20 protein-coding genes and 1 pseudogene are annotated in these 21,561 nt (G+C 66.6%); 13 read left to right on the forward strand and 8 right to left on the reverse strand.

Annotation, left to right across the window (positions count from 1 at the left end):
• Positions 1 to 21 precede the first annotated feature (21 nt).
• Together ACFOMF_RS07075 and ACFOMF_RS07080 are read left to right on the forward strand one after the other, a co-directional pair.
• Positions 22 to 687, forward strand: coding sequence for a fumarylacetoacetate hydrolase family protein (locus tag ACFOMF_RS07075; protein ID WP_386362860.1), 666 nt, complete (start codon positions 22 to 24; stop codon positions 685 to 687).
• 101 nt (positions 688 to 788) lie between these two features.
• Entirely contained in the window at positions 789 to 1,709 is a 921-nt protein-coding gene (locus ACFOMF_RS07080) for an SdiA-regulated domain-containing protein (protein WP_386362863.1), read from the forward strand.
• A gap of 84 nt (positions 1,710 to 1,793) precedes the next feature.
• Here ACFOMF_RS07080 and rpiA read toward each other — a convergent pair whose 3' ends face one another.
• Complete coding sequence (gene rpiA / locus ACFOMF_RS07085; protein ID WP_386362866.1) at positions 1,794 to 2,468, reverse strand: ribose-5-phosphate isomerase RpiA; 675 nt, start codon at positions 2,466 to 2,468, stop codon at positions 1,794 to 1,796.
• Positions 2,469 to 2,620: 152 nt separating this feature from the next.
• Between rpiA and ilvA the strand changes: the two genes are divergently transcribed.
• The 8 genes from ilvA (at position 2,621) to ACFOMF_RS07125 (ending at position 11,383) form a co-directional block, all read left to right on the forward strand.
• Positions 2,621 to 4,135 (forward strand): threonine ammonia-lyase, biosynthetic, encoded by a 1,515-nt coding sequence (gene ilvA, locus ACFOMF_RS07090; protein ID WP_386362869.1) that lies wholly within the window; start codon positions 2,621 to 2,623, stop codon positions 4,133 to 4,135.
• A gap of 77 nt (positions 4,136 to 4,212) precedes the next feature.
• Positions 4,213 to 4,983 carry an endonuclease gene (locus tag ACFOMF_RS07095; RefSeq protein ID WP_386362872.1) on the forward strand — a complete coding sequence of 257 codons (771 nt, stop codon included), beginning with the start codon at positions 4,213 to 4,215 and terminating at the stop codon, positions 4,981 to 4,983.
• Positions 4,984 to 5,134: 151 nt separating this feature from the next.
• Positions 5,135 to 5,617, forward strand: a complete 483-nt coding sequence (locus ACFOMF_RS07100) for an RNA pyrophosphohydrolase (RefSeq protein ID WP_386362875.1) — start codon at positions 5,135 to 5,137, stop codon at positions 5,615 to 5,617.
• A gap of 85 nt (positions 5,618 to 5,702) precedes the next feature.
• Positions 5,703 to 7,982 (forward strand): phosphoenolpyruvate--protein phosphotransferase, encoded by a 2,280-nt coding sequence (gene ptsP / locus ACFOMF_RS07105; RefSeq protein WP_386362877.1) that lies wholly within the window; start codon positions 5,703 to 5,705, stop codon positions 7,980 to 7,982.
• Between the two features lie 105 nt (positions 7,983 to 8,087).
• Positions 8,088 to 8,870, forward strand: coding sequence for a sulfite exporter TauE/SafE family protein (locus ACFOMF_RS07110; protein ID WP_386362880.1), 783 nt, complete (start codon positions 8,088 to 8,090; stop codon positions 8,868 to 8,870).
• Positions 8,871 to 8,879: 9 nt separating this feature from the next.
• Positions 8,880 to 9,674 (forward strand): prolipoprotein diacylglyceryl transferase, encoded by a 795-nt coding sequence (gene lgt / locus ACFOMF_RS07115; protein ID WP_386362882.1) that lies wholly within the window; start codon positions 8,880 to 8,882, stop codon positions 9,672 to 9,674.
• A 73-nt stretch (positions 9,675 to 9,747) separates the two neighbouring features.
• Positions 9,748 to 10,542: a thymidylate synthase gene (locus ACFOMF_RS07120; RefSeq protein ID WP_386362884.1), complete on the forward strand. Its 795-nt coding sequence runs from the start codon at positions 9,748 to 9,750 to the stop codon at positions 10,540 to 10,542.
• A 67-nt stretch (positions 10,543 to 10,609) separates the two neighbouring features.
• A complete protein-coding gene (locus tag ACFOMF_RS07125; RefSeq protein WP_386362887.1) occupies positions 10,610 to 11,383 on the forward strand; it encodes a ParA family protein in 774 nt (257 codons plus the stop codon).
• A gap of 2 nt (positions 11,384 to 11,385) precedes the next feature.
• Here ACFOMF_RS07125 and ACFOMF_RS07130 read toward each other — a convergent pair whose 3' ends face one another.
• From ACFOMF_RS07130 to ACFOMF_RS07145, 4 genes are read right to left on the reverse strand one after another with little or no spacing between them, the layout of a single operon-like run.
• Positions 11,386 to 12,168, reverse strand: a complete 783-nt coding sequence (locus tag ACFOMF_RS07130; RefSeq protein ID WP_386362890.1) for a universal stress protein — start codon at positions 12,166 to 12,168, stop codon at positions 11,386 to 11,388.
• A 47-nt stretch (positions 12,169 to 12,215) separates the two neighbouring features.
• The gene (locus tag ACFOMF_RS07135; RefSeq protein ID WP_386362893.1) at positions 12,216 to 13,595 is read right to left on the reverse strand and encodes a DUF3482 domain-containing protein; all 1,380 of its coding nucleotides are present in this window, start codon (positions 13,593 to 13,595) and stop codon (positions 12,216 to 12,218) included.
• Positions 13,582 to 14,967: a DUF2868 domain-containing protein gene (locus ACFOMF_RS07140; RefSeq protein WP_386362896.1), complete on the reverse strand. Its 1,386-nt coding sequence runs from the start codon at positions 14,965 to 14,967 to the stop codon at positions 13,582 to 13,584. Before ACFOMF_RS07140 ends, ACFOMF_RS07135 begins: the two co-directional genes overlap by 14 nt.
• Positions 14,964 to 16,148, reverse strand: coding sequence for a glycerophosphodiester phosphodiesterase family protein (locus ACFOMF_RS07145; protein ID WP_386362899.1), 1,185 nt, complete (start codon positions 16,146 to 16,148; stop codon positions 14,964 to 14,966). Before ACFOMF_RS07145 ends, ACFOMF_RS07140 begins: the two co-directional genes overlap by 4 nt.
• A gap of 49 nt (positions 16,149 to 16,197) precedes the next feature.
• Between ACFOMF_RS07145 and ACFOMF_RS07150 the strand changes: the two genes are divergently transcribed.
• Positions 16,198 to 16,725, forward strand: coding sequence for a dihydrofolate reductase (locus tag ACFOMF_RS07150; RefSeq protein WP_386362902.1), 528 nt, complete (start codon positions 16,198 to 16,200; stop codon positions 16,723 to 16,725).
• A gap of 242 nt (positions 16,726 to 16,967) precedes the next feature.
• Here ACFOMF_RS07150 and ACFOMF_RS07155 read toward each other — a convergent pair.
• Positions 16,968 to 17,429, reverse strand: a pseudogene (locus ACFOMF_RS07155) (metallophosphoesterase family protein); the annotation flags it as partial.
• 91 nt (positions 17,430 to 17,520) lie between these two features.
• Here ACFOMF_RS07155 and ACFOMF_RS07160 point away from each other — a divergent pair.
• Positions 17,521 to 18,018, forward strand: coding sequence for a TspO/MBR family protein (locus tag ACFOMF_RS07160; RefSeq protein WP_386362905.1), 498 nt, complete (start codon positions 17,521 to 17,523; stop codon positions 18,016 to 18,018).
• 32 nt (positions 18,019 to 18,050) lie between these two features.
• Here the strand turns inward: ACFOMF_RS07160 and ilvD are convergent, their stop codons facing one another.
• Positions 18,051 to 19,889, reverse strand: coding sequence for a dihydroxy-acid dehydratase (ilvD, locus tag ACFOMF_RS07165; RefSeq protein WP_386362908.1), 1,839 nt, complete (start codon positions 19,887 to 19,889; stop codon positions 18,051 to 18,053).
• A 140-nt stretch (positions 19,890 to 20,029) separates the two neighbouring features.
• Here ilvD and ACFOMF_RS07170 point away from each other — a divergent pair, with 140 nt between their 5' ends.
• Complete coding sequence (locus ACFOMF_RS07170; protein ID WP_386362911.1) at positions 20,030 to 20,215, forward strand: hypothetical protein; 186 nt, start codon at positions 20,030 to 20,032, stop codon at positions 20,213 to 20,215.
• A gap of 99 nt (positions 20,216 to 20,314) precedes the next feature.
• On the opposite strand, the gene ACFOMF_RS07175 is transcribed toward ACFOMF_RS07170, so the two are convergent.
• Positions 20,315 to 21,508 carry a class I SAM-dependent rRNA methyltransferase gene (locus tag ACFOMF_RS07175; RefSeq protein ID WP_386362913.1) on the reverse strand — a complete coding sequence of 398 codons (1,194 nt, stop codon included), beginning with the start codon at positions 21,506 to 21,508 and terminating at the stop codon, positions 20,315 to 20,317.
• Between the last annotated feature and the right edge of the window lie 53 nt (positions 21,509 to 21,561).

The raw sequence follows: 21,561 nt of genomic DNA on the forward strand, positions 1-21,561 counted from the left end.
GCCCCTTTTAAGGATCCCACTATGAGCTACCAGCACCAATACACCGATGGCACCCTCATCCATTACCCGCTGGGCAAGGTGGTCTGCGTGGGCCGCAATTATGCCGAGCACGCCCGCGAGTTGAACAACCCCGTACCCAGCGAGCCCCTGCTTTTCATCAAGCCAGGCAGCTGCACCGTACCGCTGGAAGGGGGCTTCGCCATTCCGGTCGACCGTGGCGCCGTGCATTACGAGGCGGAGATCGCGGTGCTGGTCGGCAAGCCCCTGTCGACCCACCCCAACGAGGAAGAAATCCTCGACGCCATCTCCGGCTTTGCCCCGGCGCTGGATCTCACCCTGCGCGAGGTGCAGGCGCGGCTCAAGGACAAGGGCTATCCCTGGGAACTGGCCAAGAGCTTCGACGGCGCCTGTGTGCTGGCGCCCTTCGTACCGAGCGATGCGGTCGAAGACCTCACCGACATCGGCATTCGTCTGAGCCTTAACGGCGAAACCCGCCAGGACGGCAACAGCCGCGACATGATCACCCCGATCGTGGTTCTGTTGCAGCACATCGCCGGACATTTCAGTCTGTTGCCGGGCGACGTGGTACTGACCGGTACTCCGGCCGGCGTCGGCCCGCTGCAGGCTGGCGATCGCCTGGTGCTCGAGCTCAGTGGTCTGTCCCGCTTCGAAAGCCAGGTGCTCTGATTTTCGCCCGAGCCGTGGCTCCCGCCGCGGCTGACCGGCGCACCTGTTTCTTCCGGCACGCGCTATGCTGAATGGCTTCTCTTGCCTGAGGCGCAACCCTGATGCCTGACCATGCCTCCCGCCTGACTCGCGGTGGCCGCCTGCGCGCGGCGCTTTTTCTGCTGGCCGCGCTGCTGCTGATGGGTACCGCTGTCGCGCTGCACTGGGACGATCAGGTCCGCCTGGCCTGGCAGGAGCGACAGACCGGCCCCGCGGTCCGCGAGGCGAGCATCTGGTTGCCCGACTATCGCCTCGTTCACGAGGTGAGCCTGCCCGGCCTTGAGCAGGACGAGACCTCCGGCCTGACCTGGAGTCCGCTCACCGGCACGCTGTTCACCGTCACCGGACAGAACCCGCAGCTGGTGGAGCTCAGCCCCGGCGGTGTGATCCTGCGGCGCATCCGGCTGGACGGCTTCTCCGACCCTGAAGCCGTGACCTCGCTGGATGACGGCCGCCTGGCCATTGTCGACGAGCGGCAGCGGCTGGTGGCGGTAGTCCAGGTGACGCCGGATACCGAGCGGCTGCATCTTGCGGACGCCGCCACCTATGACCTCGGTTATCCGGATGCCGGCAACAAGGGTTTCGAAGGACTGGCCTGGGACGCCCGCGCCAGTCGTCTGATGCTGGCCAAGGAACGCGAGCCGCACGGGCTTTACAGCCTGCCGTTTCCCGGCGATGACGGCGCTGCCGGCGCGCTGCAGCCATTCAGCGGGCCGGGCCTGATGGTCCGCGATCTCTCCTCGGTGGCGGTCGATCCGCGCAGTGGGCACATGCTGCTGCTTTCCGATGAATCGCGGCTGCTGCTCGAGCTCGACCGCCAGGGACGACCGCGCAGCTACATCCGCCTGCTCGGTGGGCTCCACGGCCTGCGTCGCAGCATCCACCAGGCCGAAGGGGTGGCCATGGACGATGCCGGGCGGATCTTCGTGGTCGGCGAGCCGAACCTCTTCTATGTCTTCGAACGGCAGGGCCCGGACCGCTGAGTCGATGCGGCCGAGGTCGGGGCCGGGGGCATTCAGGCGCGAGGGGCCGGGCGGGGCGTCACGCCTTGAACCGGCCGCCAGGGTTCAATCGCGGGCGAGGGTCTTCACGCCTTCGGGCGTGCCCAGCAACAAGACGTCCGCGGGGCGTGCGGCGAACAGGCCGTTGGTGACCACGCCAACGATGTTATTGATGTTTTCCTCAAGATCCTGTGCATGGCCGATCTCGAGGTTGTACACGTCGAGGATCACGTTGCCGTTGTCGGTGACGACTCCTTCGCGGTACACCGGGTCACCGCCGAGCTTGACCAGTTCGCGAGCGACGTAGCTGCGTGCCATGGGAATCACCTCGACCGGCAGCGGGAACTCGCCCAGCCGTTCGACGAGTTTGCTCTCGTCGGCGATGCAGATGAAGGTCCTGGCCACCGCGGCGACGATTTTCTCCCGGGTCAGGGCAGCACCACCGCCCTTGATCAGTTCCAGCCGGCCGTTGGTTTCGTCGGCGCCGTCCACGTAGTACTCCAGCTCGCCAACCCAGTTCAGGTCATAGACCTGGATGCCGTGACCCTTGAGCCGCTCGGCGCTGGCTTCGGAACTGGCCACGGCGCCGTCGAAATCCATCTTGTGGTGGGCCAGCAGGTCGATGAAGAAATTGGCGGTCGAGCCGGTCCCGACGCCGATGATGCTCTGCTTGGTGAGTTGCGGGACGATGTAGTCGACAGCGGCCTGGGCCACGGCCTGCTTGAGCTGATCCTGAGTCATGAACGGGCATCCGGAAGTGTGGGGCGAAATTATAGCGATCCCGCGCGGCCTGTGCCTGATGAGACTGCTCTCGCTGCGTGTCCTATGACAGCCGGGCAGCTGGCGGAGTACACTGGCCGCTTCGCCCGCAAGCCCGCCGTGAACGCCCTCCGATGCTCGAACAGTACGTCAAGAAGATCCTCACCTCGCGCGTCTACGACGTCGCCGCGGAGACTCCCCTGCAGCCGGCACGGCAGCTGTCCGAGCGTTTCGCCAATCAGATTCTGCTCAAGCGCGAGGACCTGCAGCCAGTGTTCTCGTTCAAGATCCGTGGCGCCTACAACAAGATGGCGCAGCTCACTGCCGAAGAGCTGGCCCGCGGCGTGGTGACCGCCTCGGCGGGCAACCATGCCCAGGGCGTGGCGCTGGCGGCGCGATATCTGGGCATCAAGGCGACCATCGTCATGCCGCGCACCACGCCGGAGCTCAAGGTGCAGGGCGTGCGGGCACGGGGCGGAAAGGTGGTGCTGCACGGCGATGCCTTCCCCGAGGCCCTCGCCCATTCGCTGAAGCTGGTGGAGGAGAAGGGCTTCACCTATATCCACCCGTATGACGATCCCGAAGTGATCGCCGGGCAGGGCACCGTGGCAATGGAGATCCTGCGCCAGCACCAGGGCGCGATGGATGCCATTTTCGTACCGGTGGGCGGTGGCGGACTGGTGGCGGGCATCGCCGCCTATATCAAGTATCTGCGCCCGGAGATCAAGGTCATCGGCGTCGAGCCGGACGACTCCAATTGCCTGCAGGCCGCCATGGCGGCCGGCGAGCGGGTGGTCCTGCAGCAGGTCGGGCTGTTTGCCGACGGCGTGGCGGTGGCGCAGATCGGCCATCACACCTTCGAGTTGTGCCGGCGCTATGTGGACGAGGTGATCACCGTCTCCACCGACGAGATCTGCGCGGCGATCAAGGACATCTACGACGACACCCGCTCGATCACCGAGCCGGCCGGCGCGCTGGCGGTGGCGGGGATCAAGAAGTACGTCGAGCGCGAAGGCGTGACCGGGCAGGTGCTGCTGGCCATCGACTCGGGGGCTAATGTCAACTTCGATCGCCTGCGCCATGTGGCTGAGCGGGCCGAACTCGGCGAACGGCGCGAGGCGATCATCGCGGTGACCATTCCCGAGCGGCCGGGCAGCTTCAAGTCGTTCTGCGAGGCGCTGGGCAAGCGACAGATCACCGAATTCAACTACCGCTACCATGCCGACCGCGAGGCGCACATCTTCGTCGGGGTGCAGACGCATCCGGAGCACGACCCCCGCGCCGCACTGGTGGAAGGGCTGCGTGAAAAGGGTTTCCCGGTACTGGACCTGACCGACAACGAACTGGCCAAGCTACACCTGCGGCACATGGTCGGAGGCCATGCGGCTCGGGTTTCCGACGAGCGAGTGCTGCGCTTCGAGTTTCCCGAGCGTCCCGGCGCGCTGTTCAACTTTCTCAGCAAGCTGGGCGGGCGCTGGAACATCTCCATGTTCCACTACCGCAACCATGGCGCTGCCGACGGCCGAGTGGTGGCCGGGCTGCAGGTCCCGGCCGACGAGCTTCACCTGCTGCCAGCGGCGCTGGAGAAGGTCGGTTATCGTTACTGGGACGAGAGCGACAACCCGGCGTACCGGCTGTTTCTCGGCTGAGGCCCTCCGGCGCGGCCGATTGAACTGCCGTTGCCGCTGCGCTGGGGCTATCATGCGCGACTTTTTCGGATGTCCGCATGCGCCGTTCCACCCTTGCCACGCTCCTCGGCCTTGGCCTGTCCGCCCTGGCGCTGCTGTACGTCGACAGCAGCCCGCGACCGCCGGGCTCCTTCGATGAGGCCAAGCGAATTGCCCGGCAGATCTATGCCGAGCAGCCGGTCACCTTCTACTGCGGCTGCCGCTACAGCGGTAATCAGGTCGATCTGGCCAGCTGTGGCTACGAACCGCGCAAGCAGCCGACGCGAGCGCGCCAGCTGGAATGGGAGCATGTGGTTCCGGCCTGGGTGATTGGCCACCAGCGCCAGTGCTGGCAGAGCGGCGGGCGCAGGAACTGCACCGCCCGCGATCCCCAGTTCAGCGCCGCCGAAGCGGACCTGCACAATCTGGTGCCCAGCATCGGCGAGGTCAACGGCGATCGCTCCAATTTCGCCCTGGGCTGGCTGCCGAACTCGCCCGCGCAGTACGGTGCCTGCCCGATGGTGGTGGCTTTCGATCGGAGGATCGCCATGCCGCCCGAGGCCGCTCGCGGCCCGGCGGCGCGGATCTACCTGTACATGGCCGACCAGTACGGTCTGCGCCTGTCGCCGCAGGATCGCAAGATCTACGAAACCTGGCACCGGGCCTATCCGGTCAGCGACTGGGAGCGCTGGCGCAACCAGAAGGTGAGCTGCGCCATGGGCCGCGAGAACCCCTACGTCGGGCCCTACGATGCGGGCCAGTGCCGCCGCGAGGCGATGCTGGAGCGGCTGCGCACGCTGCTTCTGGACGCCTTGAAACGGTTGCTCTGAAGCCCCGAGTCGTTTTCGCCGGTCGCCACATCCCTATCTGGCGGGCACGCAGCGAGACGCCGCCAGCCGGGCGAACGCGGCAATCCGCTACGCTTTCGGCTTCGCGCTCTTTTGTGGAACAATGCCGCGCATGTGACTTCGAGATATACCCGTGATTGATTCCGATGGTTTTCGCCCGAATGTCGGCATCATCCTGACCAATGATGTCGGGCAGGTGCTTTGGGCCAGGCGGATCAACCAGGACGCCTGGCAATTTCCCCAGGGGGGAATTAACGATCGCGAGTCCCCGGAAGAGGCCCTGTACCGAGAACTGACCGAGGAGGTTGGCCTGGAAGAGGCGGACGTGAGAATCCTTGCCTGTACCCGGGGCTGGTTGCGTTACCGTCTGCCGCAGCGACTGGTGCGTACCCATAGCCAGCCGTTGTGCATCGGCCAGAAACAGAAGTGGTTTCTGCTGCGGCTGGTTTCCGACGAGAACCGGGTACGCATGGATCTGACCGGCAAGCCGGAGTTCGATGGCTGGCGCTGGGTGAGTTACTGGTATCCGCTGGGCCAGGTGGTGTCGTTCAAGCGCGAGGTCTATCGCCGTGCCTTGAAAGAGCTTGCCCCTCGCCTGCTGGTTCGCGAAACCTGACGGCAGAAACCCAGGCAGGTCGGGCGCGGCGAGGCAGGCCGCCAGCCTGCGAGAGACATTCCAACCAGGAGATACGGCCCTGAGCATGCTCGGCACGTTGCGCAAGATTGTCCAGGAAGTGAACGCCGCGAAGGACCTCAAGGCGGCGCTGGGCATCATCGTGCAAAGAGTCAAGGAGTCCATGGCCAGCCAGGTCTGCTCCGTGTACCTGCTCGACCGCGATAGCGGCCGTTTCGTGCTCATGGCCACCGAGGGTCTGAACAAGAAGGCCATCGGCAAGGTCAGCATGGCGCCAAACGAGGGCCTGGTCGGCCTGGTCGGTTCCCGTGAGGAGCCTCTGAACCTCGAACATGCCTCCGAGCATCCGCGCTACCGCTATTTTGCCGAAACAGGTGAGGAGCGCTACGCGTCCTTTCTGGGGGCGCCGATCATCCACCACCGCCGGGTGCTGGGGGTTCTGGTGGTGCAGCAGAAAGAGCAGCGCCAGTTCGACGAGGGTGAGGAAGCCTTTCTCGTCACCATGAGCGCCCAGCTTGCCGGGGTCATCGCCCATGCCGAAGCCACGGGCTCGATCAGTGGCCTTGGCCGGCAGGGCAAGTCTGGCCGCGATACCCGCTTCATCGGCATTCCCGGCGCGCCCGGGGCCGCGGTAGGGACGGCATTGGTAGTGCTGCCGCCGGCGGATCTCGAGGTGGTGCCGGACAAGGCGGTGACCGACATCGAGGCCGAGTTGACGCTGTTCCAGGCCGCGCTGGAAAGTGTGCGGGGCGACATGCGCATGCTGTCCAACAAACTCGCCAACCAGATGCGGCGCGAAGAGCGTGCGCTGTTCGACGTCTATCTGATGATGCTCGAAGACGCGGCGCTCGGCGGCGAGGTATCGGCGGTCATCCGAACCGGACAATGGGCGCAGGGGGCCTTGCGCCAGGTGGTGTCCGACCATGTCCAGCGCTTCGAGATGATGGACGATGCCTATCTGCGCGAACGGGCCTCGGACGTCAAGGACATCGGCCGGCGCCTGCTGGCCTACCTGCAGCAGGCCCGCCAGCAGACGCTCACCTACCCGGACAACACCATCCTGGTCAGCGAGGAGCTGTCTCCGGCGATGCTGGGCGACGTGCCCGAGGGCAAGCTGGTCGGCCTGGTATCGGTACTGGGCTCGGGCAACTCCCATGTGGCGATCCTGGCGCGCGCGCTGGGCATTCCCACCGTCATGGGCGCGGTGGACCTGCCGTATTCCAAGGTCGATGGTATCGAGCTGATCATCGACGGTTATCGCGGCGAGATCATCACCAATCCCGGCTCCGTCCTGCGCGAGCAGTATGCAGCCCTGGTCGAGGAGGATCGCCAGCTGTCGGAGGGTCTCGACGGGCTGCGCGAGCTGCCCTGCGAGACCACCGACGGCTACCGGGTGCCCCTGTGGGTGAATACCGGCCTGCTGGCTGATGTGGTACGCGCCCAGGAGCGCGGTGCCGAAGGCGTTGGCCTGTACCGCACCGAGGTACCCTTCATGATCAAGGAGCGCTTTCCCAGCGAAAAGGAACAGCTGGCCATCTACCGTGAGCAGCTGCAGGCTTTCCACCCCTTGCCGGTGACCATGCGCACCCTGGATATCGGTGGCGACAAGTCGCTTTCCTACTTCCCGATCAAGGAAGAGAACCCCTTCCTCGGCTGGCGCGGGATTCGCGTGACCCTCGACCATCCGGAGATCTTCCTGGTCCAGGTGCGCGCCATGCTCAAGGCCAGCGAAGGCTTGAACAACCTGCGCATCCTGCTGCCGATGATCTCCGGCCTGCAGGAGCTCGAAGAGGCGCTGCGGCTGATCCACCGGGCCTTTGCCGAGGTCCTCGACGAGGGCACCGACGTGCAGATGCCGCCGGTGGGCGTCATGATCGAGGTCCCGGCGGCCGTCTACCTGACCCGCGAGCTGGCCCGCCAGGCGGACTTCATCTCGGTCGGCTCCAACGACCTGACCCAGTACCTGCTTGCCGTCGACCGCAACAATCCGCGCGTGGCAGCGCTCTACGACTACCTGCACCCGGCCGTGCTCGAGGCGCTGCAGCGTGTGGTGAACGAGGCGCACACCGAAGGCAAGCCGGTGAGCATCTGTGGCGAGATGGCCGGCGACCCCGGCGCGGCGATGCTGTTGATGGCGATGGGCTTCGACAGCCTGTCGATGAACGCCACCAACCTGCCAAAGGTGAAGTCCCTGCTGCGCCAGGTGAGCCTGCAGGACTCCCGCGAGCTTCTGGCCAGGGTCCAGCAGCTGGACAACCCGAAGATCATCCAGAGCACCCTGCAGTTGAGCCTGCGCAACCTTGGCCTGAGCCGTCTGATCAACCCCGGCGCGCTGCTGCAGAGCTGACTCCCGGCCCCGTCCGCTCGTCTTGCATCGACCCCCGACCACCAAGGGCGTCGGCTCTCGCCTCGTTTTGGGCTACCATCGCGCTTTGCCTCGTCGGGACAGGTCATGGAGTTCTTGCTTTATCTGGTGCTGGGTAGTCTGGCGGGCGTGCTTGCCGGGCTGTTCGGCGTAGGGGGGGGCATCGTCATCGTGCCGGTGCTCGTATTAAGTTTCACCGCGCAGGGCTTCGATGCCGATGTGCTGGCCCACCTTGCCGTGGGGACCTCGTTGGCGACCATCGTCTTTACCTCGATCAATTCGGTGCTGGCCCACCACAGCAAGGGCGCCGTGATCTGGCGGGTGTTTCGCTGGATGACCCTGGGCATCCTGTTCGGCACGGTGCTGGGCAGCCTGACCGCGTCGATGATCCAGGGGCCGGTGCTATTGAAGATCATCGGTGTGTTCGCCATCCTCATGGCCATCCAGATGGGATTCGACCTGCGGCCGAAGGCGGCGGGAGACGTGCCGGGGCCGGTGGGGCTGGCGGTCAGCGGCGGGGTGATCGGCTGGGCCTCGGCGATCTTCGGCATTGGTGGCGGCTCGTTGACCGTGCCTTTCCTGGTCTGGCGCAGCGTGCCGATCCAGAAGGCGGTGGCCACCTCGGCGGCCAATGGCATGCCGATCGCCGTGGTGGGTGCGATCAGCTTCATGATGGTGGGCTGGGACGAGCCGCAGCTGCCGGACTGGAGTCTGGGCTTCGTCTACCTGCCGGCGATGGTCGGTATCGCCGTGACCAGCATGTTCTTTGCCCGGGTCGGCGCGAACCTGGCGCATCGCCTGTCACAGGCCATGCTCAAACGCCTGTTCGCGCTGCTGCTGTTGGGCGTGGGCATCACTTTTCTGATCTGAGGGGCCTGGATGCTCGCTTACCCGCAAATCGACCCGGTCGCCTTTTCACTCGGCCCGCTGCAAGTGCACTGGTACGGCCTGATGTACCTGATCGGCATCGGCGGCGCCTGGTGGCTGGCCTCGCTGCGGCTGCACCGCTTCGACCCGGGCTGGAGCCGGGACAAACTGTCGGATCTGGTGTTCTGGGTGGCGCTGGGGGTGATCGTCGGCGGCCGGCTGGGCTACGTGCTCTTCTATGACCTGGCGGCCTACATCAACGACCCGAGCCTGATCCTGCAGGTCTGGCGCGGCGGCATGTCCTTCCACGGCGGGCTGATCGGCGTGCTGCTGTGCACCTGGATCTTTGCCCGGCGCAACGGCAAGGGCTTCTTCGAGCTGATGGACTTCATCGCGCCCTTCGTGCCCATTGGCCTCGGCGCCGGGCGCATCGGCAACTTCATCAACGCGGAGCTATGGGGCAAGGCCACCGACGTGCCCTGGGCCATGGTGTTTCCCACCGATCCGGCGCAGCTGCCGCGGCACCCCTCGCAGCTCTATCAATTCGCCCTGGAAGGCGTGGCGCTGTTTCTCATTCTCTGGATCTATTCCCGCAAGCCGCGCCCGACCATGGCGGTCTCCGGGCTGTTCGGCATCTGCTACGGTGTGTTCCGCTTTATCGTCGAATTCGTCCGGGTGCCCGATGCCCAGCTCGGCTACCTCGCCTTCGGCTGGCTGACCATGGGCCAGTTGCTGTGCCTGCCGATGATCCTCGGCGGTGCCGGGATGATGTATTGGGCCTACCGGCGCGACGCCCGGCTGGCCTGATCGGTGTGGCGGCATTGATGCCGCCGCGCTCCCGCTTCCATAATGCTCGGCCCTTTCACGCCGCGGTGACCCGATGAAACAGTACCTCGACCTGATGCGCCTGGTGCGCGTGCAGGGCACCTTCAAGCCGGACCGCACCGGCACCGGCACCTACAGCCTGTTCGGTCACCAGATGCGCTTCGACCTGGCCGAAGGTTTCCCGCTGGTCACCACCAAGAAGTGCCACCTCAAGTCCATCATCCACGAGCTGCTGTGGTTCCTGCGGGGCGAGACCAACATCGCCTACCTGAAGGAAAACGGCGTCTCGATCTGGGACGAGTGGGCCGACGAGCAGGGCGAGCTGGGCCCGGTGTACGGCTACCAATGGCGCTCTTGGCCGACGCCTAACGGCGAGTCGATCGACCAGATCGGCAAGCTCATCGAGATGATCAGGAGGAACCCTGATTCGCGCCGGCTGATCGTCTCGGCCTGGAATCCCGCGCTGGTAGAACAGATGGCCTTGCCGCCGTGCCACGCGCTGTTCCAGTTCTACGTAGCCGACGGCAAGCTGTCCTGCCAGCTGTACCAGCGCTCGGCGGACATTTTCCTCGGGGTGCCCTTCAACATCGCCAGCTATGCGCTGCTGACGCTGATGGTGGCGCAGGTCTGCGGCCTGCAGCCCGGCGACTTCATCTGGACCGGCGGCGACTGCCACCTCTACGCCAACCACCTGGAACAGGCCGACCTGCAGCTCTCCCGTGATCCGCTGCCGTTGCCACGCATGCGCCTGAATCCGCAGATCAGTGATCTCTTCGCCTTTCGCTTCGAGGATTTCGAGCTGCAGAACTACCAATCCCATCCGCACATCAAAGCGCCGGTCGCGGTCTGATTCATCGTTCTGTCACAGTTGCCGGGCTATAAGAGTCGGTTTCCCGGGGCGCATAAGGAGTGAGCCGATGCGACGAGCCGTATTCAACCGCAAGGGCGGGGTCGGCAAGACCAGCATCGCCTGCAACCTGGCGGCCATCAGCGCCGCCCAGGGCTATCGTACCCTGCTGGTGGACCTCGACGCGCAGGCCAACTCCACCCACTACCTCACCGGCCTCACGGCGGGAGAAGCGCCCTCGGGGATCGCCGAGTTCTACCGGCTGATCCTCGACTCCGGCACCCCCTCGAAAAAGGCCCGCGCCGAAATCACGCCGACCCGCTTCGTCAACCTGGACCTGATCACCGCCACGGCCGAACTGGCCGATCTCCAACCCAAGCTCGAGGCCAAGCACAAGATCAACAAGCTACGAAAGTTGCTCGACGTGCTCGACCAGGGCTACGAACGCATCTACCTCGACACGCCGCCGGCGCTGAACTTCTATTCGGTCTCGGCGCTGATCGCCGCCGACCGCTGCCTGATCCCCTTCGATTGCGACAGCTTCGCTCGCGAGGCGCTCTATGGGCTGCTCGACGACATCGACGAACTGCGCGAGGACCATAACGAAGGGCTGAAAGTGGAAGGCATCGTGGTCAACGGCTTCCAGCCACGCGCCGCGGTGCCGCAGCAACTGGTCGAGGGGCTGGTGGCCGGGGGGCTGCCGGTGATACCCATGTACCTGATGCACTCGGTGAAGATGCGTGAATCGCACCAGGCCTGCCTGCCGTTGATCCACCTGGATGCCCGGCACAAGCTCACCGAGCAGTTCGTCGCGCTGCACGACTGGCTGGAAGCCCAGGCCTAGCGTCAGCGGCTGAGCAGCAGGTCGCAGGGCGGGTTTTCCAGCAGCTGGCGGGTCAGGCTGCCGACCAGTGCGCTGCTCATCTCGCCGCGGCTGTGAACGCCGAGCGCGAGGACTTGCGGGTCGAATCCCGCAATGGCTTCTTCCAGGCACTGCAGGCGTTCGCCGCTGCGCACTTCGTGGCTGCCCCTGGCGCTGCCCGCCTGGTGAGCATTCAGATCCTCCAGGAGCCTGTCGAACAGTTCTCGGTCCAGCGCCAGCTCCGCTTCGTCCGGCAGGTCGAGGCCGGCGCTTTCATGTACGTGCAGCGCCCGCAGCTCGCCCGTGGCCGGCAGCAGTTCAGCGGCGCGCTGCCAGGCGCGACTGGCGCAGGCGGAGAAGTCCAGGGCGGCCAAGGCGCGGGAATAAGGCAGGCCGGTCGGGTTGACCACCAGCAGCAGCGGCACCGGGGAGGCCAGCAGCAGGCGTTCGAGGGTCGTACCGGCAAACCCTTCGACGGCGCCAGCGCGATGGCGGCCGAGCAGTAGCAGGTCGGCCTCGAGCCCGCTAGCCAGGGCGGCGAGGCTTTCCACCGCTGGCCCGCGGCGCAGGTGCACATCGCTGATGGCCAGCCCGCAATCGGCTGCCAGCGCTTCGAGGCGGCGCCGGCTGGACGCTTCGTCGCCATCCTCGAGCACGTGCGCCAGGCTCAGGCGTGCATCGAGCTGGCGTGCCAACTGGCCGGCGCGCAACAGGGCGAGATCGGCTTCTGGGCTCGAATCATGGGCAAGGAGCAGCTGTCTGGGCATGGTGGGCTCTTTGGGAAGGGCTGGGGCCCAGTATGCCTTCGCACCGATCAGCTTTCATCGGTGCGGGCCAGTTGCCTTGCCAGCATGGTGACCTGTTCGCGTCGCTCGGTCTGCTCGAGCCGGGCCCCTGGGTTCAGTGACGACCATTCGGGGTGGGCGCGGGCGCGGTTCAGCGGCTCGGGTAGCTTGCCCTTGCGCCAAGTGTCGTCCTGTGGTGTTTTCAGGCGGATCGCCTGCTGTGCAGCATGACCGCGGATCGCCAGGGCTGCGAGCAACTGGCGCTGGCGCAGGGCGAGCAGGCGCAGCACCGCGTCGTCCACGCTCAGCTCGCGCTGACCCTTGAGCTTGCCGAGCAGGCGGTTGCCGTAATGGCGGGCGGTCTGCGCACCGCCACCGGCGAGGGCGCCGAGCAGGGCGGCGGCGCCGAGGGTGATGCCGCCAACCATCAGGTCGACCCCGGCGCCCGCCGCCGCGCCAGCCGCCATGCCGCCGCCGACCCGCACGCCAAGCTGCCTGAGGGTTTCACCGTTGAACAAATCATCGCCCCAGCGGCCGTCCAGCAGGGGCAGGTCGGTGGCTGCCGCGTCTTCCGGGCGAAAGACGAACAGACGCAGCAGCGCCTCCACGCAGGCCTGTTCGCGCTGACGAACAGTCTCATGCAGTTCGTTGACCGCGCCCTGTTCGAGCGGTTGCGCGGTGGCCACGCTGCGTCGGCAGGCAGCCACATCCACCAGCAGCTCGGCGATCAGGCGCGCACCTGCTTCATGCCGGGCACTTGCCTGCGCCTCGTGGTCGGCGATCAGCCGTTCGAGATCGCCGCGGCTACGCTCGAGCAGCAAGGCCAGGCTTTCGTACAGGCGCCGCTCGCCATCCTGGGGAGGCGCTACGCTGTCGAAGCGCACCAGTGCATGCAGGCCGATGCGCGCCAGGGCCTCGCGCCAGTCAGTCTCGCGGGTAGCAGGGTTGGCGACGAAGTTGAGCACCGGCAGCAGCGGCCGGCCGCACATGGCCAGTGCCTCCAGTTCGTCCCGGTACTTGCCCAGCACCGGCTCGCGGGCGTCGATGATGTAGAGGCCGGCGTCGGAGGCGAGCAGCTGACGCAGTACCTTGGCTTCCTGATCGAAACGCTGGCGAGCTTCGCTGCCGTCGAGAAAGCGTTCGATGCGCGCCGGGCCGTCGAGCCGTTCGGCTGCCCGCTGCAGTTGGTCGAGGTGGTCGAGCAGGGCGCTGGCATCTTCCAGCCCGGGGGTGTCGTATAGCTCGAGCAGCGCCTGGCCATCCACCTGCAGGCGAGCGCCTTCGACGTGGCGGGTGGTGCTGGGGCGATGGGACACCTCACCGAAACCGATGTCGCGGGTCAGGGTGCGCAGCAGGGAGGTCTTGCCGACGTTGGTATGGCCCACGACCGCGAGTCTAATCATCGCCATGCTCCAGCCATTGCAAGGGAGCAGGCCCGGCGGGGGCCAGGCCGCTGCGCTCGAGTGCTTCATGCCAGTCGGCCAGTCGAGCCGGGTCGAGGGTATTGCCCGGCGGTGGCGGCAGGAGCCAGACCCGGGTCGCTCGTGCGCAGCGCGACAATTCGCCAATCAGTGCCAGGGTGCCGCGGTCCGGCGAGCGCCGCGGGTCGCAGGCGATCAGCAGGCGGCTGGGCGGGTGGCGGGTGAGCTGTTCGAGCAGCCGGCGCCGCTGATGGCGATCGTCGAGAATCCCGGCATCGGTGACGTCGGCCGGCAGTGTCGGCGGCCAGGCCTGGGTGTCGTCCAGTTCGATGGCAACCAGAAGGGCGTTGCCGAGCGCTTCAGGAAGGCTGCCGGCGCTGCTGTGCGGCAGGCTCGACGGGGCGGGATCCTTGATCCCGAGGCGCTCGCTGGGCGGCTGCAGGCGCTCGCGCAGCAGGCGATAGCTCGGCAGTTCGGGATCCAGGCGCAGCGCCGACCGCCCGCGCCGCCAGCGCCAGACACAGACGGCGGCGAGCAGCAGGCGCGGCACTACGCCATAGACCAGGGTCACCCCCACCAGCCAGCCGGCCCAGGCCTGGCGGGCGCCCTCGAGTTCCTCGCCAAGCACGCCGCTGGCACGGATCTGCTCGGCGCCAGGCTGGGCGAAGCCGAGCAGGGACGGCAGCGCACCCAGCGTCTGGGTCAGGGCGACAAAGGCGTTCTCGCCGAGAATGGTGGTTTCCCAGACGAATCCGTAACGGCGCGTGGCCAACAGCGCCAGCAGGGTCAGCAGGGCACTGCCCATGGCCAGCAACCAGAGCCCGTGGATGCCAGCGCCCAGCAGCCAGCGGCTGAGTCGGCGCTGTTGCAGCAGCATCAGCAGTGCCGGGGCCAGATGCACGGCACGTGCGTCCCGGGCGAACTTCTCGCTGAGCCAGAGCCACAGGCGGCCGAGCGCGCCGCCGTGATCGCCCAGCGCGAAAAAACCCAGAAACCAGCCCAGCAAGGTCAGCAGGTGCAGTCCGAGCAGGCTGCCGAGTGCCCAGAACACATTGACGGGGCGCTGGCCGTCACCTAGCGCCGCGAAGGCCAGGCCGGCGCCACTGAGCAGCGCCAGCAGTACCAATAGCAGGCCCGCCAGCCGCGCGCCCTGGTGCCAGTGCCGCCAGGCCTCGAGCTGGCCGTCGCGCTGTGCCAGAAACAGCGCGCGGCGCTCGATCTGCTCGCTCAGGGTGCCGCCGGCGGCACGCGCCTGGCGATTGGCCTCGGCATCGTCGAGCAGGCCGGCATGGTCTTCGCGCAGGCGGATGGTTTCGACCAGCCAGAGCCGGTCCAGAGGGGTCTCAGGTTGTGCGGTCACTCAATGTCTCGGTGGCGGTCGGAGGAAAAGGATAACAAGGCTGGCGCCTCGGCGGTGCCGAGCGTCCTCACGCTGGACTGCTGCAGCAGGCGGACCGCGATGGCAGGGTGATCGATGATCAGGCCGTCGACCCCGGCGGCAAGGAAGGCAGACAGCTCGGCTTTCAGGTCGCCCCGTTGGTGATCGTGGGGGCCGAGGCGCAATCCGGTGGGCAGAAAGCGGTTCTCCGCGCGAAAAGTGTAGGGATGAACCTGAAGACCGGCGGCCCGCGCGTGGCCAACGAAGTCGCTGGGCTGGGTCAGCCTGCCGTCCCGATCACGGGGAATCACGTAGCCTTTTTCCGGGCCCACTGCGTGGGCGTAGCTGGCCACCTCGGCCAGGCCCCGTGCGCTGGCCATGCGCCGGAAGCTCTGGCGGGCCAGCAGTGGTTGATCGGCAGGGTAGCGTCGGCCGATCAGCTGCACCCGGCGTAGCGGGGTCAGATCGCGCAAGCGCTCCAGGCTGCTGCGCTCGAACGACTGCAGAAACACCGGGGCCTCGGCGCTGGTGTAGCCATGGGCCGCCAGCAACTCCGCCAGTGGCGCTTCCAGCGGCAATCCGCGACGGGCGAAATGCCGTGCGTGCTTGGTCTCGAGATACAGCCCGATGGGGCGGCCCTCGCGTGCCTCCAGCCGTTTTGTGAGCCTGATGATTTCCTCAAGGGTCGCCACCCGGCCTTCGACGCGGCTGTTGGCCGGGCGCAGCGTGGGCATCCGCTCCTTCGCCTGCAGCTGACGGATTTCGGCCAGCGTGAAGTCTTCGCTGAACCAGCCCCGGCGATACTGGCGATCCACCAGGCGCCGCTTCCTGCGCTCGGCAAATTCCGGGCGCTCGGCGACGTCGGTGGTCAACCCCAGTTCGTTTTCATGACGGGCGATCAGCACCCCGTCCGCGCTGCTCACCAAGTCGACCTCCAGGTGGTCGGCGCCCTGCAGCACCGCCAGGGCGTAGGCCTCCAGGGTGTGCTCCGGCGCATCGCCGCTGGCGCCGCGGTGGGCTATCACCAGTGGTCCGCCGGCTGGCCGGGCGCGGTCTGGGCCGACTTCCCGCTCGGCCCAGGCGATCGCCGTCTCGATGGCGTCCGCAGCGCCGACGGTGGGCTGCAGGCAAAGCAACAGCAGGACAGTGAGGATCCAGCGCATCGGGCAGGGTGCTCCTTGACGGGCCTGTTTCTCTGATATTCTCGCCAGCATGACTACGACACCTGTTTCCCTCGCCCTGATCGTCGCCGTGGCCGAAAACGCGGTGATTGGGGCCGACAACCGCATGCCCTGGCACCTGCCGGCCGAGCTGCAGTATTTCAAATCTGTCACCCTCGGCAAGCCAGTGATCATGGGCCGCAAGACCTGGGACTCGCTGGGCCGGCCGCTGCCGGGGCGGCTGAATCTGGTGGTCAGCCGCCAGCCGGAGCTGCGTCTGGATGGCGCTGAGGTGTTCAGCGATCTGGGCGCGGCGCGGCGCCGTGCCGAACGATGGGCGCGGGAACAGGGCGCGGCGGAGGTGATGGTGATCGGCGGCGCGCAGCTGTTCGCCGAGACCCTCGACCAGGCCGACCGGCTCTACCTGACCCGGGTGGCGTTGCGCCCGCACGGTGATGTGTATTTCCCCGAGTGGGACGAGCGCCAGTGGAGCCTCGCGACGCGGCACGAGCATGCCGCCCGGGATGGGCGTCCGGCCTATTCCTGTGAGGTCTGGGAACGGGCCTCCAGCGCGGCATAGAGCCGTAGCCGGTTGCGCCCTGTCGCCCTGGCGTCGTAGAGCGCATCAGGAGTCGAGCCAGACCCTGGTGACGCCGAGCTCCTGGTGCGGGTTCAAGTTGAGCGTTTTCCGCAGCGACTTGTTGCGGTCGTGCCGCGATTGCCGCGCTATCACAATCGCCCTTTGGGCTGATCCGTTTCGCATTTATCCGTTAGCGACCTGGGTTGCCGCAACTGGGCATGGCGCGTCCAGATGCCGTCCTCGAGTTCAAGCTGTTCCACCTCAAGCTGGTCCGGGTAGACCCGCAGCAGTGCCAGACTTATCGGCAGCCTGAAGCGCCGCGGGCCGATGCTGCCCGGATTCAGATAGAGCACCCCGTCCCGCCAGTCACTGGCCGGCTTGTGCGAATGTCCGCTGACCACCACCTCGAAGCCCGTCGCTGCCGGGTCGAGGCTCAGGTCATTCAGGTCGTGCAACAGCAGCAGGCGCAATCCGTCCAGTTCGAGGTCGAGTCGTTCGGGCAGCCCGGCCGCCCACGGCTTGATATCGACGTTGCCTCGTATTGCCGAGAGCGGGGCGAGCGACCCCAGGGTGCCGAGAACCTCCGGCTTGCCGACGTCACCGGCATGGATCAAGTGGTCGCAGCCACGGAGGATTGCCAGCGCCTCGGGACGCACCAGGCCATGGGTATCAGCGATCACGCCAAGGGTAAGGGGAGTATTCATGGGGCCTCGTGACACCTGATCCGGGACCGCCATTGGACCCGCGGGCGGCTGGGCAGGTCCAATCGTTCATCTACCGCACCCGAGGGTAACCATGGACATAGGCCCGAAATTCCGTCAGGCGCTGGGGCTCGCCGCCTGGCTGGCGCTGACCTTTCTCGCAGCGGGCGTCGGCGCGATCGCGTCGGCCGACGCCGGTGCCCTCTACGCGCAGCTGCAACGTCCCGCCTGGACACCGCCGGCAGCCGCCTTCGGACCGGTCTGGTCACTGCTCTATCTGCTGATGGGGGTGGCAGCCTGGCTGGTCTGGCGGGAGCAGGCAGTGGCGGGCCGCAGGTTGGCGCTGGGGCTGTTTATCGTGCAACTGGCGGTCAACGCTCTGTGGACCTGGCTGTTCTTCGCCTGGCGGCTGGGCGCGCTGGCGTTTGCCGACGCGCTGCTGCTCGCCGCGCTGATAGTCGCCACGACTCTGGCCTTCTGGCGGGTGCGCCGGCTGGCAGGGGTGCTGCTCCTGCCCTATCTCGCCTGGGTCGGCTTTGCCTGTGTGCTGACCTGGACGCTGTGGCGGGGCAATCCGGCGATGCTCGGTTGAGCGTCGCCGGCTGTCCCGCCCGACGGGCTGGATCAGTCGTCCAGCAGCGCCTTGTTGCGCACCGCGCCCTTGTCGGCGCTGGTGGCGAGCAGGGCATAGGCCTTGAGCGCGGTGGTCACCTTGCGTGCCCGCGGCTGGGCCGGTTTCCAGCCCTTCTGGTCCTGGTGCAGGCGACGGGCGTGCAGTTCGTGCTCGTCCAGCAGCAGGTTGATGCTGCGGTTGGGGATGTCGATGAGGATGCGGTCGCCGTTCTCGACCAGGCCGATGGCGCCACCTGCCGCCGCTTCCGGCGAGGCGTGGCCGATGGACAGGCCCGAGGTGCCGCCGGAGAAGCGGCCGTCGGTGAGCAGCGCGCATTGCTTGCCCAGACCCTTGGACTTCAGGTAGCTGGTCGGGTAGAGCATCTCTTGCATGCCCGGACCGCCCTTGGGGCCTTCGTAGCGGATGATGACGATATCGCCGGCCTGGACCTCATCGTTGAGGATGCCCTTCACCGCGCTGTCCTGGCTTTCGAACACCTTGGCGCGGCCCTCGAAGACAAGAATCGACTCATCGACACCGGCGGTCTTCACCACGCAACCGTCCTGGGCGATGTTGCCGTAGAGCACGGCGAGGCCACCTTCCTGGGAATAGGCGTGCTCGACGCTGCGGATACAGCCCTCGGCGCGGTCGTCGTCCAGGCTCGGCCAGCGGGTGTTCTGGCTGAAGGCCACCTGGCTGGGGATCCCGGCCGGGCCGGCCTTGAAGAAGTCGTGCACGGCTTCGTCAGTAGTCTGGGTGATGTCCCACTGGACGATGCCTTCGGCCAGGGTCCGCGAATGCACGGTGGGCACGTCGGTATGCAGCAGGCCGCCACGGGCGAGCTCGCCGAGGATCGAGAAGATCCCGCCGGCGCGGTGCACGTCTTCCATGTGGTACTTCTGGATGTTCGGCGCCACCTTGCACAGCTGCGGCACCTTGCGCGACAGGCGGTCGATGTCGCGCAGGTCGAAGGCCACCTCGCCTTCCTGGGCCGCAGCCAGCAGGTGCAGGATGGTGTTGGTGGAGCCGCCCATGGCGATGTCCAGAGTCATGGCGTTCTCGAACGCCTTGAAGCTGGCGATGGAGCGCGGCAGCACGGATTCGTCGTTCTCCCCGTAGTAGCGCTGGCAGAGTTCGACGACCAGCCGGCCGGCGCGCAGGAACAGCTGCTCGCGATCGGCGTGGGTGGCGAGGGTGGAACCGTTGCCTGGCAACGACAGGCCCAGGGCTTCGGTCAGGCAGTTCATCGAATTGGCGGTGAACATGCCCGAGCAGCTGCCGCAGGTGGGGCATGCGCTGCGCTCGTACTCCGCGACCTTCTCGTCGCTGGCCGATTCGTCGGCGGCGATGACCATGGCGTCGACCAGGTCCAGGCCGTGGCTGGCCAGCTTGGTCTTGCCGGCTTCCATCGGGCCGCCGGAGACGAACACCACCGGGATATTCAGGCGCAGGGCGGCCATCAGCATACCGGGGGTGATCTTGTCGCAGTTACTGATGCAGACGATGGCGTCAGCACAGTGGGCGTTGACCATGTACTCGACCGAGTCGGCGATGATCTCGCGCGAAGGCAGCGAATAGAGCATGCCGTCGTGGCCCATGGCGATGCCGTCGTCGACCGCGATGGTGTTGAATTCCTTGGCCACGCCGCCGGCCTTCTCGATCTCGCGGGCGACCAGCTGGCCGAGGTCCTTCAGGTGCACGTGGCCGGGCACGAACTGGGTGAAGGAGTTGGCGATGGCGATGATCGGCTTCTTGAAGTCGTCGTCCTTCATCCCTGTGGCGCGCCACAGGGCGCGGGCGCCGGCCATGTTGCGGCCGTGGGTGGAGGTTTTCGAGCGGTAATCAGGCATGGCGACGTTCCCGGAAAGGCAGGAAGAAAGCCTGAAAGGATACGCCATCGGCTGCTTCTCGCACAGGCGAGGTGTCGGATGAGGGTGTTAGCCTGGGACTATCGAGGCGTGGTTTTGCGCGCCTGCATGAGGAGAAGTTGATGGTCTACATTCGCTGGATCGGGCTGATTGCCTGCAGTATTGCCGCCCTGGCCTATCTGGCCCTGGGCAATTTCAACCTGGCCGGGCTGATGCTCGCGCTGGCAGCGATCAGCCTGATCAACATCCGCCGACCCCGGGGCGACCGGCGAGATCTTCCTCAAGACAAGGGCAAGCGGGATCTTTGAAGCCCCAGCCGCCCTTCGCTCGGATTTGCACCTTCGGTAGGCCTGAAGCCCACCCTAACGAAGGTTGTTCCGCCAGAGCGGGCGGGGACTTCCGTGGGATCAACTCGGCAGCACGCGACAGGTCAGGCTCTTGATGTAGCGAGTTTCGGGAATCGCCGGATGGACCGGGTGGTCCGGGCCCTGGGCGCCGCGCTCCAGTAGCTGGACATTGCGGTCCAGGTGGCGGGCGCTGGAGAGCAGGATGTTCTGCAAGTCGTCCTCGGGCAGGTGCATGGAGCAGCTGGCGCTGACCAGAATGCCGTCCTTGTTCAGTAGGCGCATGGCCTGTTCGTTGAGGCGGCGGTAGGCGGCTTCACCATTCTTCAGGTCCTTCTTGCGCTTGATGAACGCCGGCGGATCGCAGACCACCACGTCGAAGCGTTCTTCGGCGGCCTTCAATTCCCGAATCGCCTCGAACACGTCACCTTCCACCATGGCCATGCGTTCGGCCACGCCGTTCAGGGCGGCGTTGCGCTCCACGCCGTCCAGGGCGAAGGTGGAGGCGTCCACGCACATCACCTCGCTGGCACCGAAGGCCGCGGCCTGTACGCCCCAGCCGCCGATGTAGCTGAACAGGTCCAGCACGCGCTTGCCCTGCACGTAGGGCGCCAGGCGGGCACGGTTCATCCGGTGATCGTAGAACCAGCCGGTCTTCTGGCCCTGCAGCACCGGCGCCTCGAACTTCACACCGTTTTCTTCCAGCGGCACCCACTCGGGCACCTCGCCAAAGGCGGTCTCCACGTAGCGCGGCAGGCCTTCGGCGTCGCGGGCGCTGGAGTCGTTCTTCCACAGTACGCCGGCGGGCTTGAGCACCTGCACCAGCGCGGCGAGCACTTCGTCGCGGTGGCGTTCCATGGTCGGCGAGGCCAGCTGCACCACAAGGATGTCGAAGAAGCGGTCCACCACCAGCCCCGGCAGGAAGTCCGAATCGCCGTACACCAGCCGGTAGCAGGGTGCCTCGAACAGCTGCTCACGCAGGGAAAGGGCCACCTTGATGCGGTGCACCAGCAGCGACTTGTCCAGCGCATGCTTGAGATCGCGTGACAGCAGACGGGCGCAGATCAGGTTGTTCGGCGACAGCCCGACGATGCCCAGCGGCTTGCCACCGGCGGCTTCGAGGACCGCCTGGTCGCCGGCCTGAAAGCCGGTCAAGGGCGTGGCGGAGACGTCCACCTCGTTGCTGTAGACCCACAGGTGGCCGGCGCGCAGGCGGCGGTCGGCGTTGGCTTTGAGGCGCAGGCTGGGCAGGGACATGGTGGGCTCCGGGACGCAAAGGGCGGCAGGTTACAGGCTCGCAGGGGCACTGG

It is taken from the genome of Stutzerimonas tarimensis (assembly GCF_042648805.1).
Taxonomy (GTDB): Bacteria; Pseudomonadota; Gammaproteobacteria; order Pseudomonadales; family Pseudomonadaceae; genus Azomonas; species Azomonas tarimensis.